At 73.9% G+C, this 20342-nt stretch carries 18 protein-coding genes; 14 read left to right on the top strand and 4 right to left on the bottom strand.

Annotated features, from left to right (window positions below; genetic code table 11):
* Positions 1-23: 23 nt before the first annotated feature.
* Entirely contained in the window at positions 24-1526 is a 1503-nt protein-coding gene (gene mmsA / locus IE245_RS05980) for a CoA-acylating methylmalonate-semialdehyde dehydrogenase (RefSeq protein WP_189945672.1), read from the top strand.
* A 79-nt stretch (positions 1527-1605) separates the two neighbouring features.
* On the opposite strand, the gene IE245_RS05975 is transcribed toward mmsA, so the two are convergent.
* On the bottom strand, positions 1606-1782 hold the full coding sequence (locus IE245_RS05975) for a hypothetical protein (RefSeq protein WP_189945671.1): 177 nt from the start codon (positions 1780-1782) through the stop codon (positions 1606-1608).
* A 220-nt stretch (positions 1783-2002) separates the two neighbouring features.
* Between IE245_RS05975 and IE245_RS05970 the strand changes: the two genes are divergently transcribed.
* Complete coding sequence (locus IE245_RS05970; protein WP_189945670.1) at positions 2003-4645, top strand: alpha/beta fold hydrolase; 2643 nt, start codon at positions 2003-2005, stop codon at positions 4643-4645.
* On the top strand, positions 4642-5511 hold the full coding sequence (locus tag IE245_RS05965; protein WP_189945669.1) for an ABC transporter permease: 870 nt from the start codon (positions 4642-4644) through the stop codon (positions 5509-5511). Before IE245_RS05970 ends, IE245_RS05965 begins: the two co-directional genes overlap by 4 nt.
* Before the next feature lie 54 nt (positions 5512-5565).
* Here IE245_RS05965 and IE245_RS05960 read toward each other — a convergent pair whose 3' ends face one another.
* Positions 5566-6282, bottom strand: a complete 717-nt coding sequence (locus IE245_RS05960; RefSeq protein WP_189945668.1) for a helix-turn-helix transcriptional regulator — start codon at positions 6280-6282, stop codon at positions 5566-5568.
* A gap of 267 nt (positions 6283-6549) precedes the next feature.
* Between IE245_RS05960 and IE245_RS05955 the strand changes: the two genes are divergently transcribed.
* The 4 genes from IE245_RS05955 to IE245_RS05940 all read left to right on the top strand — a co-directional run bounded on the left by IE245_RS05955 (position 6550) and on the right by IE245_RS05940 (position 12417).
* The gene (locus tag IE245_RS05955) at positions 6550-8181 is read left to right on the top strand and encodes a vWA domain-containing protein (protein ID WP_189945667.1); all 1632 of its coding nucleotides are present in this window, start codon (positions 6550-6552) and stop codon (positions 8179-8181) included.
* A gap of 266 nt (positions 8182-8447) precedes the next feature.
* Positions 8448-8915 carry an anthrone oxygenase family protein gene (locus tag IE245_RS05950; RefSeq protein ID WP_189945666.1) on the top strand — a complete coding sequence of 156 codons (468 nt, stop codon included), beginning with the start codon at positions 8448-8450 and terminating at the stop codon, positions 8913-8915.
* A 297-nt stretch (positions 8916-9212) separates the two neighbouring features.
* On the top strand, positions 9213-10220 hold the full coding sequence (locus IE245_RS05945) for an AfsR/SARP family transcriptional regulator (protein WP_229851099.1): 1008 nt from the start codon (positions 9213-9215) through the stop codon (positions 10218-10220).
* 157 nt (positions 10221-10377) lie between these two features.
* Positions 10378-12417, top strand: coding sequence for a helix-turn-helix domain-containing protein (locus IE245_RS05940; protein WP_189945665.1), 2040 nt, complete (start codon positions 10378-10380; stop codon positions 12415-12417).
* Positions 12418-12566: 149 nt separating this feature from the next.
* Here IE245_RS05940 and IE245_RS05935 read toward each other — a convergent pair whose 3' ends face one another.
* The gene (locus IE245_RS05935) at positions 12567-13694 is read right to left on the bottom strand and encodes an IS701 family transposase (RefSeq protein WP_444545730.1); all 1128 of its coding nucleotides are present in this window, start codon (positions 13692-13694) and stop codon (positions 12567-12569) included.
* A 544-nt stretch (positions 13695-14238) separates the two neighbouring features.
* Between IE245_RS05935 and crcB (IE245_RS05930) the strand changes: the two genes are divergently transcribed.
* From crcB (IE245_RS05930) to crcB (IE245_RS05925), 3 genes are read left to right on the top strand one after another with little or no spacing between them, the layout of a single operon-like run.
* Positions 14239-14652: a fluoride efflux transporter CrcB gene (crcB, locus tag IE245_RS05930; protein WP_189945663.1), complete on the top strand. Its 414-nt coding sequence runs from the start codon at positions 14239-14241 to the stop codon at positions 14650-14652.
* On the top strand, positions 14649-14774 hold the full coding sequence (locus IE245_RS37655) for a hypothetical protein (RefSeq protein ID WP_268256520.1): 126 nt from the start codon (positions 14649-14651) through the stop codon (positions 14772-14774). The genes crcB (IE245_RS05930) and IE245_RS37655 overlap by 4 nt, the downstream gene beginning before the upstream one ends.
* Positions 14771-15124 carry a fluoride efflux transporter CrcB gene (gene crcB, locus IE245_RS05925; RefSeq protein ID WP_189945662.1) on the top strand — a complete coding sequence of 118 codons (354 nt, stop codon included), beginning with the start codon at positions 14771-14773 and terminating at the stop codon, positions 15122-15124. The genes IE245_RS37655 and crcB (IE245_RS05925) overlap by 4 nt, the downstream gene beginning before the upstream one ends.
* 10 nt (positions 15125-15134) lie before the next feature.
* Here the strand turns inward: crcB (IE245_RS05925) and pucL are convergent, their stop codons facing one another.
* Positions 15135-16055, bottom strand: coding sequence for a factor-independent urate hydroxylase (gene pucL, locus IE245_RS05920; protein WP_189945661.1), 921 nt, complete (start codon positions 16053-16055; stop codon positions 15135-15137).
* 266 nt (positions 16056-16321) lie between these two features.
* On the opposite strand from pucL, the gene IE245_RS05915 reads away from it, so the two are divergent.
* Genes IE245_RS05915 through kdpB form a run of 4 tightly spaced genes read left to right on the top strand, consistent with a single transcriptional unit; the run spans position 16322 to position 20338 of the window.
* Positions 16322-16474: a hypothetical protein gene (locus IE245_RS05915; RefSeq protein ID WP_189945877.1), complete on the top strand. Its 153-nt coding sequence runs from the start codon at positions 16322-16324 to the stop codon at positions 16472-16474.
* Positions 16471-16560, top strand: coding sequence for a K(+)-transporting ATPase subunit F (gene kdpF, locus IE245_RS05910; RefSeq protein WP_123452475.1), 90 nt, complete (start codon positions 16471-16473; stop codon positions 16558-16560). Before IE245_RS05915 ends, kdpF begins: the two co-directional genes overlap by 4 nt.
* A gap of 8 nt (positions 16561-16568) precedes the next feature.
* Positions 16569-18233: a potassium-transporting ATPase subunit KdpA gene (gene kdpA, locus IE245_RS05905; protein WP_189945660.1), complete on the top strand. Its 1665-nt coding sequence runs from the start codon at positions 16569-16571 to the stop codon at positions 18231-18233.
* A complete protein-coding gene (gene kdpB / locus IE245_RS05900; RefSeq protein WP_189945659.1) occupies positions 18230-20338 on the top strand; it encodes a potassium-transporting ATPase subunit KdpB in 2109 nt (702 codons plus the stop codon). The genes kdpA and kdpB overlap by 4 nt, the downstream gene beginning before the upstream one ends.
* Positions 20339-20342 lie beyond the last annotated feature (4 nt).

The raw sequence follows: 20342 nt of genomic DNA, 5'->3' as shown, positions 1-20342 counted from the left end.
AGGCTCTGAAGGAGTAACTCGTCATGACGAAGAGCGTCCACCACTGGATCGGTGGCAAGACCGTCGAGGGCACCTCGGGCAACTGGGGCCCGGTGACCGACCCGGCCACCGGTGCCGTCACCACCCGGGTCGCCCTCGCCTCGGTGGAGGAGGTCGACGCGGCCGTCGCCGCCGCGAAGGACGCCTTCGCCACCTGGGGCACCTCCTCGCTGGCCCAGCGCACCACGATCCTGTTCACGTTCCGCGCCCTGCTGGACGCCAACCGCGACGCCATCGCCGAGCTGATCGTCGCCGAGCACGGCAAGGTCCACTCCGACGCCCTCGGCGAGGTCGCCCGCGGCCTGGAGATCGTCGACCTGGCCTGCGGCATCACCACCCAGCTCAAGGGCGAGCTCTCCACCCAGGTGTCGAACCGGGTGGACGTGGCGTCGATCCGCCAGCCCGTCGGCGTCGTCGCCGGCATCACGCCCTTCAACTTCCCGGCCATGGTGCCGATGTGGATGTTCCCGATCGCCATCGCGACCGGCAACACCTTCGTCCTCAAGCCGAGCGAGAAGGACCCGTCCCCGTCCCTGAAGATCGCCGAGCTGCTCGCCGAGGCCGGTCTCCCCGACGGCGTCTTCAACGTCCTGCACGGCGACAAGGTGGCCGTCGACCGCCTCCTGGAGCACCCGGACGTGGCCGCGGTCTCCTTCGTCGGCTCCACCCCGATCGCCCGCCACATCCACACCACGGCCTCCGCCAACGGCAAGCGCGTCCAGGCGCTCGGCGGCGCCAAGAACCACATGCTGGTCCTCCCGGACGCCGACCTCGACGCCGCCGCCGACGCCGCCGTCTCCGCCGCGTACGGCTCCGCCGGCGAGCGCTGCATGGCGATCTCCGCGGTCGTCGCCGTCGGCGCCATCGGCGACGAGCTCGTCGAGAAGATCCGCGAGCGCGCCGAGAAGATCAAGATCGGTCCCGGCACCGACCCCTCCTCCGAGATGGGCCCGCTCATCACGGCCGTCCACCGCGACAAGGTCGCCTCCTACGTGCACGGCGCCGAGGCCGAGGGCTGCCGGGTCGTCCTCGACGGCACCGGATACACCGTCGAGGGGTACGAGGACGGCCACTGGATCGGCCTCTCCCTCCTCGACCACGTGCCCACCACCGCCAAGGCCTACCAGGACGAGATCTTCGGCCCGGTCCTCTGCGTGCTGCGCGCCGAGACCTACGAGGAGGGACTCGCCCTCATCAACGCCTCGCCGTTCGGCAACGGCACCGCGATCTTCACCCGCGACGGCGGCGCCGCCCGCCGCTTCCAGCTGGAGGTCGAGGCCGGCATGGTCGGCGTCAACGTGCCGATCCCGGTGCCGGTCGGCTACCACTCCTTCGGCGGCTGGAAGGACTCGCTCTTCGGCGACCACCACATCTACGGCAACGACGGCGTGCACTTCTACACCCGCGGCAAGGTCGTCACCACCCGCTGGCCCGACCCGGCCGACGCCCCCGCCGGCGTCGACCTGGGCTTCCCGCGCAACCACTGACCTCCCGGGCCGTCCCGCACGCCGCCGGGCGGGCACCCCCGAAGGGGTGCCCGCCCGGAGCGGTCGACCGGACCGCAGGTCAGCCCACGTCCCAGCAGGCGGCGTCGAAGTCCACCACGTGGACACTGCCCGCCGAGGCCGCGACCCCGCTGACCCAGCAGCCCTCCACGTCACCGGCGTGAGCGGCGGCGGGGGAGGCGGCGAGGAAGCCGACAGCGAGCAGACCGGCCAGAGCGATCGAGATGCGCCGAAGCATGTTCTCTCCTTCGAGTGGGGGCGTTCGCCACGACTCTTCGGCACCTCCCGGCCCACCGCACGCCGGGAGACGCGATCGGGTGGTGGTCCCACCGCCGCACGGCCGTCCCGGGCGTACCGCGACCGCTGTACGCGGACCCGCCGCGTACGCCTCCAGGAGGCCGCCGATCTCCGCCCCCGGGCGCCGCCCGCGCACAGCCGGTCCGCCTACGCTCGGGGCCATGCGACTCCGACTTCCCCGGTGGGCCGCGGTCACCGCCGCCCTCGCCGTCCTCGCGGGCGCCGGCACCTGGACCGCCGCCGCCCTGGACGAACCCCCGCCCGTCCAGCGCGAGGACCGGCCCCTCACCCTCGACGGGGTGCGGATCGACACCTCGTACTTCACCGCCGGCCCCTCCGGCCGCCGCCCCGCCGTGCTGCTCGCCCACGGCTTCGGCGGCTCCAAGGACGACGTCAGGGCGCAGGCCGAACGCCTCGCCCGCGACGGGTACGCCGTCCTCACCTGGTCCGCGCGCGGCTTCGGCGCCTCGGGCGGGAAGATCGGCCTCAACGACCCCGCGCACGAGGTCGCGGACGTGCGGGGGCTCCTCGACTGGCTCGCCGCCCGCCCCGAGGTCCTGCTCGACGAGGCGGGCGACCCGCGCGTCGGCGTCACCGGCGCCTCCTACGGCGGCGCGATCTCCCTCCTCGCCGCCGGGCACGACCCCCGCGTCGACGCCATCGCCCCCCAGATCACCTACTGGAACCTCGCCGACGCCCTCTTCCCCGGCGGCGTCTACAAGAAGCTGTGGTCCGGGATCCTCTTCTCGATGGGCGCCGACGCCCGGGGCGACGCCTGCGGCCGCTTCGCCCCCGAGATCTGCGCCCTGAAGGAACGCGTCGCCGTCTCCGGCGCGCCCGACGCCGAGGCCCGCGCCCTCCTGGAGGCCCGCAGCCCCTCCGCCGTCGGCGACCGCGTCAAGGTCCCCACCCTGATCGTCCAGGGCCAGACCGACTCCCTCTTCACCCTCGACCAGTCCGACGCCATGGCCCGCGCCCTCGCCGCCAACGGCGCCCCCGTCGCCGTCGACTGGGCCTCCGGCGGCCACGACGGCGGCGACCGCGAGACCGGGCGCGTCGAGGACCGGATCGGCGCCTGGTTCGACCGCTGGCTGAAGGAGGACGCCTCCGTCGACACCGGCCCCGCCTTCCGGGTGAGCCGCACCGGAGGCGTCGACTCCACCGACGGCCGCGCCACCCTCCGTGCCGCCACCGCCGACCGCTACCCGGGCCTGCGCGAAGGCACCCGCGACCTCGCCCTCACCGGACCGCCGCAGCGCTTCGCCAACCCGGCCGGCGGCGCCCCGCCCGCCGTCTCCGCCGTGCCCGGTCTCGGCGGCGGCCTCGGCGGCCTCTCCTCCTCCCTCGGCGTCGGCCTGGCCCTCGACTTCCCCGGCCAGCACGCCCGCTTCGACACCGCCCCGGTGACCGGCCCGCTGCGGATCACCGGCACCCCGACCGCCCGGGTCAGGGTCACCTCCACGGCCCCCGACGGCTCCGCCGTCCTCTTCGCCAAGGTGTACGACGTCGGGCCGGACGGACGTCAGCAGGTGCTGCCCGCCCAGCTCGTCGCCCCGGTCCGCGTCGATGACGCCGGAAAGGGCCGCTCCGTCACCCTCACCCTGCCCGCGATCGACCACGAGGTGGAGGCCGGCCACCGGCTCCGCCTGGTCGTCTCGGCCACCGACCTCGGCTACGCCTCCCCGGCCGCCACCGCCGGCTACACCGTCGCCGCCGAGGGCCCGCTCACCGTGCCCACCGCGCCGGCCGTCACCACCCAGGCCGCCGGCCTGCCCTGGTGGGTCTGGGGCCTGCCGCTCGTCGGCCTGGCCGTCGCCGCCGTCCTCCTCCTGACCGCCCGCCGCCGCGCCGCCGGCCCGGCGCCCGACCCCGGACTCGCCGCCGTACCCCTCCGGATCACCGGCCTGTCGAAGAAGTACAAGGGCGGCGAGCGGTACTCCGTCCGCGACCTCTCCTTCCAGGTCGAACAGGGCCAGGTCCTCGGCCTGCTCGGCCCCAACGGCGCCGGGAAGACCACCACCCTGCGCATGCTCATGGGCCTGATCACCCCCGACGAGGGCGAGATCCGGGTCTTCGGCCAGGCCATCCGGCCCGGCGCCCCGGTCCTCTCCCGGGTCGGCTCCTTCGTCGAGGGCGCCGGCTTCCTGCCGCACCTCACCGGCCGGGAGAACCTGGAGCTGTACTGGAAGGCCACCGGCCGCCCCGCCGAGGACGCCCACCTCGACGAGGCCCTCCGCATCGCCAACCTCGGCGGCGCCCTCGAACGGGCCGTCCGCACCTACTCGCAGGGCATGCGGCAGCGCCTCGCCATCGCCCAGGCCATGCTCGGCCTGCCCGACCTCCTCATCCTCGACGAACCCACCAACGGCCTCGACCCGCCGCAGATCCGCGAGATGCGGGAGGTGATGATCCGGTACGCGGCGGGCGGCCGCACCGTCATCGTCTCCAGCCACCTCCTCGCGGAGGTCGAGCAGTCCTGCACCCACCTCGTCGTCATGGACCGCGGGCAGCTGGTCCAGGCAGGCCCGGTCGCCGAGATCACCGGGGCGGGCGACACCCTCCTCGTCACCCTCGGCGAGCCGGTCGCCGACGCGCTCGTCGAGAAGGTCGCCGCCCTGCCCGGCGTCGGCACGGCGGTCCGCACCGACGGCGGCCTCCTCGTCGGCCTGTCCTCGGCCGACGGCCCCGCCGACCCGACCGCGCTCATCGGCGAACTCGTCCGCCTGGACGTCCCGCTGACCGGGGTCGGCCCGCACCGACGCCTGGAGGACGCCTTCCTGACCCTGATCGGAGGATCCGCATGACCGCGACGGCCCCCGGACCCGACGCCCTCGCCCCCGGCTACCGTCCCGGGCGCACCCTGCCGCTGCGCGTCGAGGCCCTGCGCCAGTGGAAGCGCCGCCGCACCCTGGTGATGGCGGGGGTGCTCGCCGCCCTGCCGCTCGTCCTGATCGTGGCCTTCGCCATCGGCGGCCCCGACGCCGACGACCGCGGCGGGCGGATCACCCTCATCGACACGGCCACCGCCTCGGGCGCCAACTTCGCGGCGACCTGCCTCTTCGTCTCGGCCGGTTTCCTCCTCGTCATCCCCGTGGCGCTCTTCTGCGGCGACACGGTCGCCTCCGAGGCCGGCTGGTCCTCCCTCCGCTATCTGCTCGCCGCGCCGGTGCCGCGGTCCCGGCTGCTCGCCGCCAAGCTGGCGGTGGCGCTCGGCTACAGCGCCGCCGCGCTCTTCCTGCTGCCGCTGCTCGCCCTCGCCGTGGGCACGGTCGCCTACGGCTGGGGACCGCTCCAGCTCCCCACCGGCGGCTCGCTCCCGGCGGGGGAGTCCGTCCTGCGCCTGCTGATCGCCACCTCCTTCGTCCTGGTCTCCCAACTGGTCACCGCGGGGCTGGCCTTCTGGCTCTCCACCCGCACCGACGCCCCGCTCGGCGCGGTCGGCGGCGCGGTCGGCCTGACCATCGTCGGCAACGTCCTGGACGCGGTCACGGCGCTCGGCGACTGGCGCGACTTCCTGCCCGCGCACTGGCAGTTCGCCTGGATCGACGCCCTCCAGCCCCGCCTGGAGTGGGGCGGCATGGCCCAGGGTGCGGCGATCTCCGTCACCTACGCCCTGGTCCTCTTCGCGCTCGCCTTCCGCGGCTTCGCCCGCAAGGACATCGTGTCCTAGGGCCCTGGAGAGCCCCGTGTCCCCGGCCCTGACGGGGCCTTTCGCACCGGGGTCTCACAACCACCCCCTCCGAGCCGCTTCCGCGCCCGCGCGGAAGCGGCTCGTCGTTCCCAGGGCGGCCATCAGCTCGCCCACCCGTCGGCTGTACGTCCGCGCCGACATGCCGAGCCGGGCCGCGGCCGCCTCGTCCGTCAGCCCCGAGACCAGCGCCTCCAGGACGGGGCGCAGCAGCTCCGGTGGTCCGCCCGCCGACCGGGGCGGTGGCAGGCGGACCAACTCCTCCGCCGTCGCCCAGCAGGCGTGATGGGCCCGCACCAGCGCCTGCACCACCACCGGGTCCCGGATCAGCAACAGGCCGTTGTACAGCAGCTCCAGGTCGAGCGGGACCGCCGCCACCGTCCGGTCCACCACGATCAGCTTGAACGGGATCGCGTCGGCGAACCGCGCCCGCCCCGGTATCCGCGGCCCGTCCTCCAGCCGGGGCAGCGCGTGCCGGGGCACGATCCGCCGCACCTCCCCGGCCCGCTCCGCCGCCGCGCGCATGCACGCTCCCGCCAGCTCCAGGAACGGCTCGGGGATCGCACGCGACGCCGAGGCCACCGGGTCGTCGAAGGTCAGCAGCTCGTGCCGGGTCGAGGCGGCCAGCCCGGCGAGCGCCGCGCTGATGCGCCGCGCACCCCGGACCGGCCGCCCCGCCGGCCGCTGTCCCTCGGTCGCGGCCCGGTTCATCGCCGAACGGGCGAGCATCACGGAGCCCGCGCTCTCTGCCACCGCTGACCACCCCCGCCCGATCGATGTCCACTCCATGTACTCATGCGACTGCGCACGGTGACAACCCCTGTGGACAAACCTGGCGTCTCCATGCCACTGCCCCCCGTTCCGCCTTCCGTTGCCACATCGAGATCCATCCGCAACTCCTTCGCGGGGTCCGCCCGCGCCTCCCGTTCGTCACAGTCGCAGAGGCCCGGACGCGGCCCGGCCCCGCCCGGCGGTGCGCCGCGTCCGGCACAACTTCCGTACAGGAACGGGGAGTCGACCATGAAACGTCCGCACTGGAGAAGCACCACCAGGAGCACCACCAGGAGCGCCGCCCTCGCCGGAGCGCTCGCCGCCGCCCTCCTCGTCGGCGGCTGCGCCGGCGAGGCGAACGACTCGACGCGCGCGTCCGGCGACCACCGCGAGGCCGTACCCCGACTGCCCGGCGGCGGCACCGCCGCCCCGCCGGCTCCGGCCGACGGGCGGACGGACGGGCCCGGCGACCAGCGGCCCCCGGGCGCGCCCGAGGGCGAGCAGCGGGCCCCGAGCCCCGCCCCCGACTACCTCTCCACCTTCGCCCTGGACGTCGACACCGCCTCGTACGGCTACGCCCGCCGCTCGCTCGCCGAGGGCCGGCTGCCCGACCCCGCCACCGTCCGGCCGGAGGAGTTCGTCAACAGCTTCCGCCCCGACTATCCGCGCCCCGCCGACGACGGCTTCAGCGTCACCGTCGACGGCGCCCGCACCGGCGAGGAGGGCTGGTCCCTCGTCCGGGTCGGCCTCGCCACCCGGGGTGCCGACCGGGCCGGCGAGCGCCCGCCCGCCGCCCTCACCTTCGTCGTCGACGTCTCCGGTTCGATGAACGAGCCGGGCCGGCTCGACCTCGTCCAGCACGCCCTGCGGCTCGCCGCCGACGAGCTCCGCGACGACGACTCCGTCGCCCTGGTCGCCTTCAGCGACGAGGCGGAGACCCTGCTGCCGATGACCCGCCTCGGCGACGCCCGCGGCCGTGTCCGCGAAGCCGTCGACTCCCTCGCCGTCCGCTCCTCCACCCACCTGGAGGCGGGGCTGCGCACCGGTTACGACGTGGCCGCCGAGGGGCACCGGAAGGGCGCCACCAACCGGGTCGTGCTGCTCTCCGACGCCCTCGCCAACACCGGCGAGACGGCGGCCGACGCCCTCCTCGGCCGCATCGACGAGCAGCGTCGGGAGAAGGGCATCACCCTCTTCGGCGTGGGCGTCGGCAGCGACTACGGCGACGCGCTGATGGAGCGGCTCGCCGACAAGGGCGACGGCCAGACCACGTACGTCTCCACCCGCGAGCAGGCCCGCAAGGTCTTCGTCGACCAGCTGCCCGCCCAGGTCGAGCTGCGCGCCCGGGACGCCAAGGCGCAGGTCGCATTCGACCGGGAGACCGTGGAGCGCTTCCGGTTGATCGGCTACGAGAACCGCGAGGTCGCCGACGAGGACTTCCGGAACGACCGGGTCGACGGCGGCGAGGTCGGCGCCGGGCACACGGTCACCGCCCTGTACGCGGTGAAGACGCGGCCCGGCGCGAGCGGCCGGATCGCCACCGCCACCGTCCGCTGGCTCGACCCCGACTCCCGTTCCCCGCAGGAGCGTTCGGGCACGGTCGAGGCGGGCGCGCTGCGCGCCGGACTCTGGGAAGGGGGCCACGACAGCCTGCAACTCTCGGCGATCTCCGCCTATTTCGCGGAGGAGCTGCGCGGTGGCGGCCGGCTGCCGGGCGCGCCGCGCCTCGGCGAGCTCGCCGGGTACGCCGACGCCATCCGGGGGCGCTCCGGCTCCGCGGTGGTGGGGGAGCTGGCCGAGGCGGTGCGGCAGGCCGACCGGCTGATCGGGGAACGCCCCTCCGAGGAGGGCGAGTTCCGCTCCGGCGACCCGTACTCCTGATCCTTCCCGGCCGGTGCCCCCGTCCGCCCGGCCGGCGCCCCCGATCCGCATGCCCGATCCGTACGTCCGACCCGTACACGCGATCCGTACACCCGGGCCTTCCGGCCCCTGCCGCGCGCGGCAGGGGCCGGACCCGTCCGTGCCGCACGGCCCTGCGCGCCCGTGCCGCACGGCCCAACGCGTCCGCGCGGCAAGGCCCGACGCGTCCGTGCGGCGGGCCCGGAGGGGAACGGGCGGCTCCGCCACGGGCGCGGCATCATGACCCCATGGCCACCCTGCTGCTCGCCCTCGCCGTCGGAAGCACCGGCCTCTACGCCGGTTTCCTCCTCGTCTTCCTCACCGGGATCATGCCCGCCCTGGGCCGCCTCACGGACGCCGCGTTCGTCACCGCGATGCGCCGCGTGAACGAGGCGGTGCCCAGGGCCGTCTTCCTGACGGTCTTCGCCGCCTCCGCGGTCCTCCCGGTCGCCGCCTACCTGGTGCCGGTGGAGGGGCGGACCGGGACGCAGCGGTGGCTGGTCCTCGCGGGCTTCGTGTGCGCGGTCCTCAACCACCTGGTCACCGTCGTCGGGAACGTCCCGCTCAACAACGCGCTCGCCGCGGCCGAGGGCCCCGACGAGGACCCGTCGGCGACCCGCGCCGCCTTCGAGGCACGCTGGAACGGCTACCACCGGCTCCGTACGGCCCTGATCCTCGCCTCCTTCGGCCTTCTCACCGCCGCCGCGGTCGGCTGAAACAGACCGTCGGGTCGGGATGTCCGTCAGGATGGCGTGAACTCATCGAAGATCGCGCTCCCGGCATCCACAGGGTCCCTGCGAAACCAAACCCCCGAGTCCGAAACATGCTGCTGGCATGCATCGGCTTTCGGCCCCTGGCGTGAACGCGACGTTCTTATTTGCTACCAAATCGGGCGAACTTATCTCATTTCAGGGACCCTGATTTCATACCTTCCGGTTTCTTATTGACATGACCAGGGGGGTCTTTTTTTAATCAACCCGAGGATCCGCTTGCGCAGACACCGAGGGGGCATAGTGGACATCCACATCCTGGGGGGACTGTCGGTCCGCGAGGGCGGGGTACCGATCACTCCGACAGCGGCCGCGCCACGCCAGGTCCTCGCCCTGCTCACCGCCTTCGCCGGGCAGGTCGTGCCCGTCACCGTCCTCACCGAGGAGCTGTGGCCGTCCGGCGCGCCGCGCGGCGCCCGCACCGAGATCGCCGCCCACATCGCGGAGCTCCGGGCGCTCATCGCCCGCGCCCTCCACGAGTCGGAGGAGGACGCCGGCGCGGGCGGCTGGACCGAGCGGCGCACCGCCGACGCCGTCCTCGTCTCGCTCCCGGGCGGCTACCGCCTCGACACCGGCGTCGGCATCCACGACATCGGCCAGTTCGAGCGCGCGGCCGGCGCCGGCTACCGGGCCATGGACGCCGGCGACCTGGCCCGCGCCTCGCTGCGGCTCGGCGAGGCCCTCGCCCTCTGGCGCGGCGAACCCTACGCGGGCGTGGCCGCCGGCCCCTGCCTCCGCCGCGAGATAGAACGCCTGGAGTCCGCCCGCCTCAGCGTCCTCGACCAGTGGGTGGAGGCCCAGCTCGGCCTCGGCCGGCACGAGGCGATCCTCTCCGAACTCCCCGGGCTCGCCGCCCGCTACGCCACCAACGAACCGCTCCAGGCCCACCTCATGGTCGCCCTGCTCCGCTGCGGCCGCCACGAAGAGGCCCTCGCCGTCTACGAGCGGCTGCGCACGGTCCTCCAGCGGGAGACCGGCATGGAGCCCTCCGCCCGCCTCCGCAGGCTGCGGCACTCCGTCCTCGCCGTCCGCCACACGCGCGCGGGCGCCGCGACCGGCACCCGCACCTCGCCCACCGGCGGCTCCGAGGGCCTCTTCGGGTACGCCGTCGTGCCCGCGCCCCCGCGCGCGCCCGCCACCGAGGAGACGCCCGCCGTCACCTGGTACGGCCCCACCGTGACGCGCGTCCCCGGCCAGCCCAAGCCGGTCCGCGCCGGCACCGCCACCGCGGGCGTCGCCGTGGCCGTCTGACGCGCCGTCGGTTCCGCCCGCCACGGGAGGGCGGAGCCCGGGGAATGAAGTGCCGCACGTCACCGTTGACCCGCTTCCGGGACCGAATTAGTTTCGGCCGCGAGGACAGGTTTTCTCCGAGGTGCCCGATTTAGGCCTGACGACGGGGGTGGGGGAGATGGACAAGCGGGGCGAGGACCGGGGCGCGGGCGCCGACGCGCTGCTCGCCGTCCTGGAACTGCTCGCCGGACAGGGCGCTCCCGCCCAGTTCGACGCCCTCGTCGACGAGGCCCGCCTCGCCGGACTCGACGGCGCCGGACTCGGCCGCCTGGAGCGGGCCGTCGCCCTGGCCCGCTCCCTCCACGACGAGCGCGCCACCGACCGGGCCCGCGCCGCCCGCAGCGGCGCGTCCCTCGCCGTCCTCACCGACACCGCCCGCGATCTGACGCTCGGCTACGACCTGGACGGCCTGCTGCGGATCGTCACCCGCCGCGCCCGCCGGCTCCTCGGCCTCGACATGGCGTACGTGACGCTCCGCGGCCCCCGGGGCGCCTGCTACATCCGCGTCACCGAGGGCTCCCGCACCGGCGGCGACACCGGCGAGACCACCGGACCCGGTCTCAGCGTCGGCCTGCGCATCGGCGCCGGGAACTGCCTCGGCGGCGTCGTCCAGCGCACCGGCGAACCCATCTGGACCCCCGACTACCCCGCCGACGAGCGGTTCACCAGCGGCGCGGCCCCCGACCCGGCCGCCGCCCTCGACGACGCCGAGGTCGTCGATCCCGGCGACGAGGCCGTCCGCGCCGAAGGCCTCCGCGCCATCCTCGCCGTGCCCCTGCGCAGCGGGGACTCCGTCATCGGCGCCCTCTTCGGCGCCGACCGCCGGGTCCGCGAGCACACCCCGCAGGAGATCGCCCTGCTCGGCGCCCTCGCCGACCTCGCCGCCCTCGCCGTCGAGAAGGCCGGACTCCTCGACCGCACCCGCGCCGAACTCCTCGAACTGGAACGGGACAGCGCCCGCGTGCGCACCAGCCTCGCCCGGATGCGGCACGTATCCGAGGCCCACGGCCGGATCATGAACCTGGTCCTCGCCGGCGGCGACCTCCCGCACGTCGCCAAGGCCGCGGGCGACGCCCTCGACGCCACCGTGATGGTCCGCGACCCCGGCGGCCGGCGCCTCGCCGCCTGCGGCGACTTCCCCGGACTCGACGAGGAGGCCGTCGCCAAGGCCTCCCTCGACGCCCACGCGCTGCGCCGGCCCGTCCTCGCCGCCGACTCCGTCTGGGTCGCCCCCGTCATCGCCGGCTCCGAGGACCTCGGCGGCCTCGTCGTCCGCGTCGACGGAGGCCTCACCGACGAGGACGAACGGCTCCTCGAACTCGTCGCCCAGTCCGTCGCCCTGCTCCTCCTGATGCAGCGTTCCACGGCCGTCGCCGAGGGGCCCGTCCGCGACGAACTCCTCGACGACCTCATCGCCGACCCGCCGCACGCCCCGCAGCAGAGCGCCCGGCGCGCCCGGCGACTCGGCGTGGACCTGCGCAAACCGCACGTCCTCGTGGTCGCCCGGCCCGAGGGCGGCGAGCAGGGCCGGGCCGTGGTCTGGGCGTCCTCGTACGCGTACCGGCTCTCCGGCCTCAAGACCGTGCAGGGCGGCTGCGTGGTGCTGCTGCTTCCCGGAGTCGACGCCTCCGCCGCCGCCTCCGCGGTCTCCGAGGAGCTCACCCCGCTCCTCGGCCACCCCGTCTCCGTCGCCGCCGCGGGACCCGGCGGCAGCCCCGACGCGGTCGGCCCGCTGTACGCGGAGGCGCTGCGCTGCCTGGACGCGATGAGCGCCCTCGGCGGTACGGGCTCCGCAGCGGCCGCCGCCGACCTCGGCTTCCTCGGCATGCTGCTCTCCGACGACCACGACGTCGACGGTTTCGTGGAGAACGCGATCGGACCCGTCCTCGACTACGACGCCGAGCGGCTCACCGACCTCACCCGCACCCTGGAGGCGTACTTCGCCTCCGGAGGCAGCCCCACCAACGCGGCCGAGGCCCTGCACGTCCACCCCAACACCGTCTCCCGCCGCCTGGAACGCATCGGCGAACTCCTCGGCCCCGAATGGCAGAAGCCCGGCCAGGTCCTGGAGGTCCAGCTCGCCCTGCGCCTGCAGCGCACCCGCGAGGTGCTGGGCCGCCGCAGAGCCGCCACCGCGCCGGCCCGCCCCCTCGACTGACCGCGGACCCCGCACCCCGCCCGCCACGCGCGCGTGGGCGCCCGTCCGCGCCGTGCGGACGGGCACCCCTCGGCCCCGGTGGCCCGTTGGGGCGGGCTCGGGCGGACGGCCGGACGGGACCGTCCGGCCGCAAGACGTACCGGAGCGGGTCAGCCGGCGCGCCGCGGGGCGTCGCACGCCGTGTCCCACGACGAGCCGAGCACCGTCGCCGTGTGCGCGGCCGAGGCCAGCGTGATGTGCCGGTGCCAGCCGCGGTACGAACGGCCCACGAAGTCCCGCAGGCCCGCCGCCTCGCCGACCGCGGCGAAGTCCCGCTCCACCCGGTGCGCCAGCTTCGTCAGCCGCAGCAGCGAACCGACCGTCGCCTGCGTCAGATCGCTGATCCACACCCGGGCCGGGCCCCGGCGCGGGTCGTCCCACTCGCCGAGCAGCATCAGCGGCCGCATCCGCTCCCCGCCGGGCGACGGCAGCGCCACCCGGACGGCCGTCGCGAGCGAGGTCCGCGAGGTCCGCGCGCCGCCCACCGTGTCCACCCAGCTCACCGGTCGCCGCAGTCCCTTCAGGGACTCCAGTATCTGAGCCGCCGGCAGCGGGCCCGCGCCGAAGCCCGGCAGCGAGCGGTCCGCGATCGCGAGCCGCGAACCGGCACCGATCCGCGCCACCACCGGCACCCCGGCCGCGGCGAGCCGCGCCAGCGCCGCCCGCCCCGCGCCGCCCCGGATGTCGAGGAGCACCGGCTTGCGGGTGATGTCGGTCCAGCTCGCCGTCTCCAGGGCGGCGGAGACCGCGCACTCCTCCAGCGTCTCCTCGCCGGCCTCCTCGGGGACCTCCGCGCGGTCGCGCCGCGTCCGGTCCTTCACCCACGGATCCGGCAGGAACAGCCGCCAGTTGACCGGGGCGCTCAGCTCCTCCCCGGCGAACCAGACGCCGAAGGCCTGCTGGCCCTGGAAGACCTGCCCGCGCTCCGGGTCGAAACGCCGGTCCACGCCCACCGAGTGCTCGCCGGCCTTCGGGATCGGCATCGGCCGCACCACCCACGCCTGCGGATGCCCGCCGCGCTCCAGGAACCGTCCGAGCGAGGCGCGCATCGGCTGCCAGTCCCAGGTGGAACTGGAGATGAAGTGGTGCAGGCTCTGCTCGGCGGCCGGCCCGCCGATCTGCGCGGCGATGTTCCGGATCGACTTGCGGCCCTGTGCGGTGAGCAGCCCGTGCAGGTACTGCTCGGCCTTCAGCCGCTGGTCGCGGCGGGCGAAGCCGGAGAAGAGCGCGGAGGTCAGCTCGGTGTAGACGTCCGCGCCGGGACGCGGCGCGGCGGCCCGGGGAACGGCGCGGACCCGGGGACGCGGAACGGTCGTCGGGACGGCCACGGCGGCCGCCCCGCGCTTGATTGCGACGGATGTACTCACGACACTCCTGCCCGTCCTGCCCGAGGGTTGCGCAGCTGCCTCCCGCTGCCCCTCCACCGTCTCTCCTCCACCCCCGTCCCGACGAGGTGGACCCGGCACCCGAATCGGCCTCCTGATGGTGGCCGGACCACCGCCCCGCCCCTGACCTGCGCTTCGGCCCCTTCCGTACGGGCCGCGCGGCACCCCGGAACCACCCCGGGGGCGTCCCCCGAGTGCCCCCGCACCCACCTCCCCCACCGGGGGTGGTGGCCGGGCCACACCCCCGGGAGGAGCTGACAGATTCGCCGGACCCGCTTTGACCCGTCGCGCTCCGTCGCCGGACCATCGCAGAGCGAGGCGGCACGGGCAGGACCCGGTTAATGCCCCAGGCCGGTACCGCGGCCCGTGCGCCTCGCACCACCCCTAACCTGGGGGCATGGACATCCGGGAGCAGACGCCGGTCGTCGCGGCGGTCGCCGCGGGCGGTGCCCTCGGCGCGTCCGCCCGCTATGCCGCGACCCTCGCCTGGCCGACCGCGCCCGGCGCCTTCCCCTGGACGATCTTCCTGGTCAACGCGGTGGGCTGTGCCGTGATCGGCCTCCTGATGGTCTTCGCGACCGAGGCCCCGACGGCCCCGCACCCGCTCCTGAGGCCCTTCCTCGGCACCGGGTTCTGCGGCGGCTTCACCACCTTCTCGACGTACGCGCTCGACACCCGGGGCCTGTTCGGCGCGGGCAGCCCCGCCGAGGGCGTCCTCTACCTGGGCGGCACCCTGGTCACCGCGCTCGCCGCCGTCGTCGGCGGAGTCGCCGCGGGCCGGGCCCTGTGGACGCGGAGGGAGCCGGCGTGACCCGGCGGGAGGAGCGGAGGCGCCCCGTGACCGTCCCGGCGCCGCGGCCGACGGTCGTCGTCGGCGAGGCGGTGCGCCGGGCGGGCTCCGCCGACGCCCCGGAAGGGGTGCCGGCGGAGTGAACTGGCTGCTCGTCGCCCTCGGCGCCGCCGTGGGCGCGCCGCTGCGCCACCTCACGGACCGGGCCGTGCGGGCCCGCCACGACTCCGTCTTCCCCTGGGGGACCTTCACCGTCAACGTCGTGGGCTCGTTCGCCCTCGGCCTGCTCACCGGCGTCGCCTCGGCGCAGGCGCACCTGCTCCTCGGCACCGGCCTGTGCGGCGCCCTCACCACGTACTCGACCTTCTCGTACGAGACGCTGAAGCTGTACGAGGGCGGGGCGAAGGGGTACGCGGTGCTGAACGCGGTGGGCGGCCCGGCCGCCGGACTCGGAGCCGTATGGCTCGGGGCCGAGGCGGCCGGGCTGCTCTAGCGGGTGCCCGTCAGGCGGTGATCCAGTCGGACGTGGCGATCACCGGCTGCACGCCGTCGCGGTGGACGGTGCCCTCGATGAGGCCGTACATGCGGTCGGCCGCGAAGTACACCTCGTTGTCGTTCTTCAGGCCGAAGGGCTCCAGGTCCACCAGGAAGTGGTGCTTGTTCGGCAGGTTCAGCCGCACCTCGTTGACGGTGGGCACGTGGTCCAGGACCCGGCAGGCCATCGCGTGCAGGGTCTGCTGGAGCGAGTAGCTGTACGTCTCCGCGAACGCCTCCAGCATGTGCCGGCGGGCCTTCTCGTACGAGCGGTCCCAGTCGTGCTCCGGGTCCGCCGCCGCCGTGGCCGAGTTCGCCCAGCGGGCGGTGACCTTGGTGGCCAGGATCCGGTCGTACGCCTCCTGGAGCGTCGTGTACTCGTCCTTGATGAAGCCGTGGAACTCGGAGTTGGTCGAGTTCATCACGGTCAGGTCCTTCAGACCGGACAGCACCTGGAGACCGGTGGTCTCGCTGTAGGTGACCTGCGCGGTGCGCACCTCCTGGCCCTTGCGGACGAAGGAGTGCTGCTCCTTGCGGGTCGGCACCGGGATCCGCTCCCAGGCGTACTCCTCGACGCGGATCTGCGCCTCGCGGATCACCGGCTGGGAGGTCACGAAGTGCTTCGCGAGGAGGATCGCGAACGCCTCGGGGGAGGCGATGCCGTGCTCCTTGGCGAAGGCGTAGACCGTGTTCTTGGTGGTGTCGGTCGGCAGACAGTTGGCGTTGTCGCCGGTCAGGTGGACGTCGCGGTACTCGCCGCGCAGCGCCACCGACACGTTCAGGTCGCGGATCTCGTGCCAGGCGCCGTCCTCGCCGCCCTTGCGGGCGATCCTGACGATGCGGTTCTCGGCCTTGCCGTACTGGTTCTGGGCCAGGACGTGCTTGCTCATGCGGTTCAGCTCCTGCGGGTACGCGGATACGGGTATCCCGTACGCCCGGCGTCCGGCGCGCCCGCGTCCCGCGGTCGTGCGCCCCCCGCCGTCCGGCCCGTGAACGGCGGACCGCCCCGGGACTGACGAGCATCCCGGTCCGTAGGTGTGGCTCGAAGATAAGCGGCCGGAAGGTCACTGGCAATGGGGGAGCCCCGGACGGGCCGGGTCGTAGGGGAAGCGTCAAGACGGGCATTCGCGGCGTTAGGGGCACGTCAACGGAGGCGGTGGGGGCCCGGGGAGGGGGTTTCCTCATCTCGTCCGAGAATCCTCTCTTCCTTCCCCAGGGAGTCACGATGGCCGATCTGGCCTTCGTCGCCACCACGCTCGCGGTCTTCGCGCTGGTGGCGCTCATCGCCAAGGGGGTGGCGAAGCCGTGAGTGCCGAGAACGTCGTCGGTCTCCTCGTGGCCGCCGCCCTGCTGGGCTATCTCGTCCTCGCCCTCGTCAAGCCCGAGAGGTTCTGAGCCCCGAGATGAGTCCTGTCCTCGCTGGAGTCCTCCAGCTCCTCGCGCTGGTGGCCGCCCTCGGTCTGTCGTACGGACCGCTCGGCGACCACATGGCGCGCGTGTACTCCTCGGAGAAGCACCTGAGACCCGAGAAGTGGGTCTACCGGGCGATCGGCGCGAACCCCTCGGCGGAGATGCGCTGGCCCGCGTACCTGCGTGGGGTGCTGGCCTTCTCCGCGGTCGGCGTGCTGTTCCTGTACGGGCTCCAGCGGGCGCAGGGTTCGCTGCCCGGCTCGCTGGGCTTCGTGTCGATCGACCCCGACCAGGCCTTCAACACCGCCGCCTCGTTCGTGGCCAACACCAACTGGCAGTCGTACTCCGGCGAGCAGACCATGGGCCACGTCGTCCAGACCGGCGGCCTCGCCGTGCAGAACTTCGTGTCGGCGGCCGTCGGCATGGCCGTCGCGGTCGCACTCGTACGCGGTTTCGCCCGGTCCCGCACCGGTGAACTGGGCAACTTCTGGGCCGACCTGGTCCGGGGCGTCGTCCGGATCCTCCTGCCGATCTCGGTGATCGGCGCCCTCGTCCTGGTCGCCTGCGGGGTGATCCAGAACTTCTCCGGGATCCACGAGGTCGGGCAGTTCACCGGCGGTCCGCAGCAGTGGAACGGCGGCGCGGTGGCCTCGCAGGAGGTCATCAAGGAACTGGGCACGAACGGCGGCGGGTACTTCAACGCCAACTCGGCCCACCCCTTCGAGAACCCCAACGGGCTGTCGAACCTCTTCGAGATCTATCTGATCCTCGTCATCCCCTTCGCGCTGACCCGGACCTTCGGGCGGATGGTCGGCTCGCTGCGGCAGGGCTACGCGATCCTCGGCACGATGGCCGTGATCTGGATCGGCTTCACCGCGCTGATGATGTGGACCGAATTCGCGGGCCGGGGAACGGCCTTCGAGCTCGCGGGCGGGGCGATGGAAGGCAAGGAGACCCGCTTCGGGATCGCCGGCTCCTCGCTCTTCGCGGTCGCCACGACCCTGACGTCGACCGGCGCGGTGAACTCCTTCCACTCCTCGTACACGGGCTTCGGCGGCGGCATCACGATGCTCGGCATGCAGCTGGGCGAGATCGCGCCCGGCGGCGTCGGCTCCGGCCTGTACGGCATGCTGATCATGGCGGTCATCGCCGTGTTCCTCGCCGGCCTGATGGTCGGCCGCACACCGGAGTACCTGGGCAAGAAGATCGGCACCCGCGAGATCACGTGCGCGGCCTGCTACCTCCTCGTCACCCCGGCGCTCGTCCTCGGCTTCACGGCCGCGTCGCTCGCCCTCGACACCCCCGCCCACTCGATGACGAACTCCGGCGCGCACGGCTTCTCCGAGATCCTCTACGCGTACACCTCGGGCGCCAACAACAACGGTTCGGCGTTCGCCGGTCTGGGCGCGGACACCCAGTGGTTCAACTCGACGATCGGCATCGCGATGCTCCTCGGCCGGTTCCTGCCGATGGTGTTCGTCCTCGCGCTGGCCGGCTCGCTGGCCGCGCAGCGGCCCGTGCCGGAGACGGCCGGCACGCTGCGGACCGAGAAGCCGCTGTTCACGGGTCTGCTGGTCGGCACGATCACGATCGTCACCGGTCTCACCTACTTCCCGGCCCTCGCCCTTGGCCCGCTCGCCGAAGGACTCGCAGCATGAGCACCCTCACCCCCGCCCGGCCCCCGAAGACCGGGACGCCCGCCGGCACGCCCACCGGGACCGGACGCGTCGGCGGCGGACTCTTCGCCCCCCGGCAGCTGCTCGCCGCCTTCCCGGACGCGCTCAGGAAGCTCGACCCGCGCGTGATGGTGAAGTCGCCGGTCATGTTCGTGGTGTTCGTCGGCTCGGCCGTCACCACCGTCCTCGCCGTCCTGCACCCCGGGGACCGGTTCGGCTGGGCGATCACCGCCTGGCTGTGGCTGACCACGGTCTTCGCCAACCTGGCGGAGGCGGTGGCCGAGGGCCGCGGCAAGGCGCAGGCCGACACCCTCCGCAAGGCCAGGACGGACACCGTCGCCCGCCGGATCATCGGGAAGAACGAGGAACGCGTCCCCGGCACCGAGCTGCGGATCGGCGACCTGGTGGTCTGCGAGGCCGGTGACGTCATCCCGGGCGACGGCGACGTCGTCGAGGGCGTCGCCAGCGTGGACGAGTCCGCGATCACGGGCGAGTCCGCCCCCGTCATCCGCGAGTCCGGGGGCGACCGGTGCGCGGTGACGGGCGGTACGAAGGTCCTGTCGGACCGGATCGTCGTCAAGATCACGACGAAGCCCGGCGAGACGTTCATCGACCGCATGATCAACCTGGTCGAGGGCGCGGCACGGCAGAAGACGCCCAACGAGATCGCGCTCAACATCCTCCTCGCGTCCCTGACGATCGTCTTCCTGCTGGCCGTCGTCACCCTGAAGCCGTTCGCGATCTACGCGGGCGCCGACGAACAGACCTCCCTCGTCGTCCTCACGGCGCTGCTGGTGTGCCTGATCCCGACGACGATCGGTGCGCTCCTCTCGGCGATCGGCATCGCGGGCATGGACCGGCTGGTCCAGCGCAACGTCCTGGCCATGTCGGGGCGGGCGGTCGAGGCCGCCGGCGACGTGTCGACGCTGCTGCTCGACAAGACGGGCACGATCACCCTGGGCAACCGGCAGGCCGCCGCGTTCGTCCCCGTACGCGGGACGACGGAGGCGGAGCTGGCGGACGCCGCCCGGCTCTCGTCCCTCGCCGACGAGACCCCCGAGGGCCGTTCGATCGTGGCCCTGGCCCAGGAGAAGCACGGGCCGCGCGACCTCCACCGGGGCGCACTCGCCGACGCCGCCTGGATCGGGTTCACCGCCCGGACCCGCATGTCGGGCGTCGACGTCGACGGACGCAAGGTCCGCAAGGGCGCGGCCGGTTCGGTCGTGGCATGGGTCGAGGAGCGGGGCGGCACCGTCGCCGAGGACGCGCGGGCGCTCACGGACCGGATCTCCCGGGCCGGCGGCACCCCGCTGCTCGTCGCCGTGGAGGACGGCGACGGCGCGCGCGTCCTCGGCGTGGTCCACCTGAAGGACGTCGTCAAGGAGGGCATGCGGGAACGGTTCGACGAGCTGCGCCGCATGGGCATCAAGACGGTCATGATCACGGGTGACAACCCGCTGACCGCGAAGGCGATCGCCGAGGAGGCCGGGGTCGACGACTTCCTCGCCGAGGCCACCCCCGAGGACAAGATGGCCCTCATCAAGCGCGAGCAGGCCGGCGGGAAGCTCGTCGCGATGACCGGCGACGGCACGAACGACGCGCCCGCGCTCGCGCAGGCGGACGTCGGCGTGGCGATGAACACGGGCACGTCGGCCGCGAAGGAGGCCGGCAACATGGTCGACCTCGACTCCGACCCGACCAAACTCATCGAGATCGTCGAGATCGGCAAGCAACTCCTCATCACCCGAGGAGCCCTGACCGCCTTCTCCCTCGCCAACGACGTCGCGAAGTACTTCGCGATCATCCCCGCGATGTTCGCCGTCGCCCACCCCTCGCTCGGCAAGCTCGACATCATGGGCCTGGCCTCGCCCGAGTCCGCGATCCTCTCCGCCGTCGTCTTCAACGCCCTGATCATCGTCGCCCTCGTGCCGCTGGCCCTGAAGGGCGTGCGCCACCGGCCGGGCAGCGCGGACTCCACGCTCCGCCGCAACCTCGGCGTCTACGGCCTCGGCGGCCTGATCGCCCCGTTCATCGGCATCAAGCTCATCGACCTGCTCCTCACCCTCCTCATCCCCGGAATCGGCTGACCCA

Source organism: Streptomyces roseolus, assembly GCF_014649855.1.
Classification (GTDB): domain Bacteria; phylum Actinomycetota; class Actinomycetes; order Streptomycetales; family Streptomycetaceae; genus Streptomyces; species Streptomyces roseolus.
Note: the sequence above shows the minus strand (reverse complement) of the source record. Positions and strands in the feature narration are given on the sequence as shown.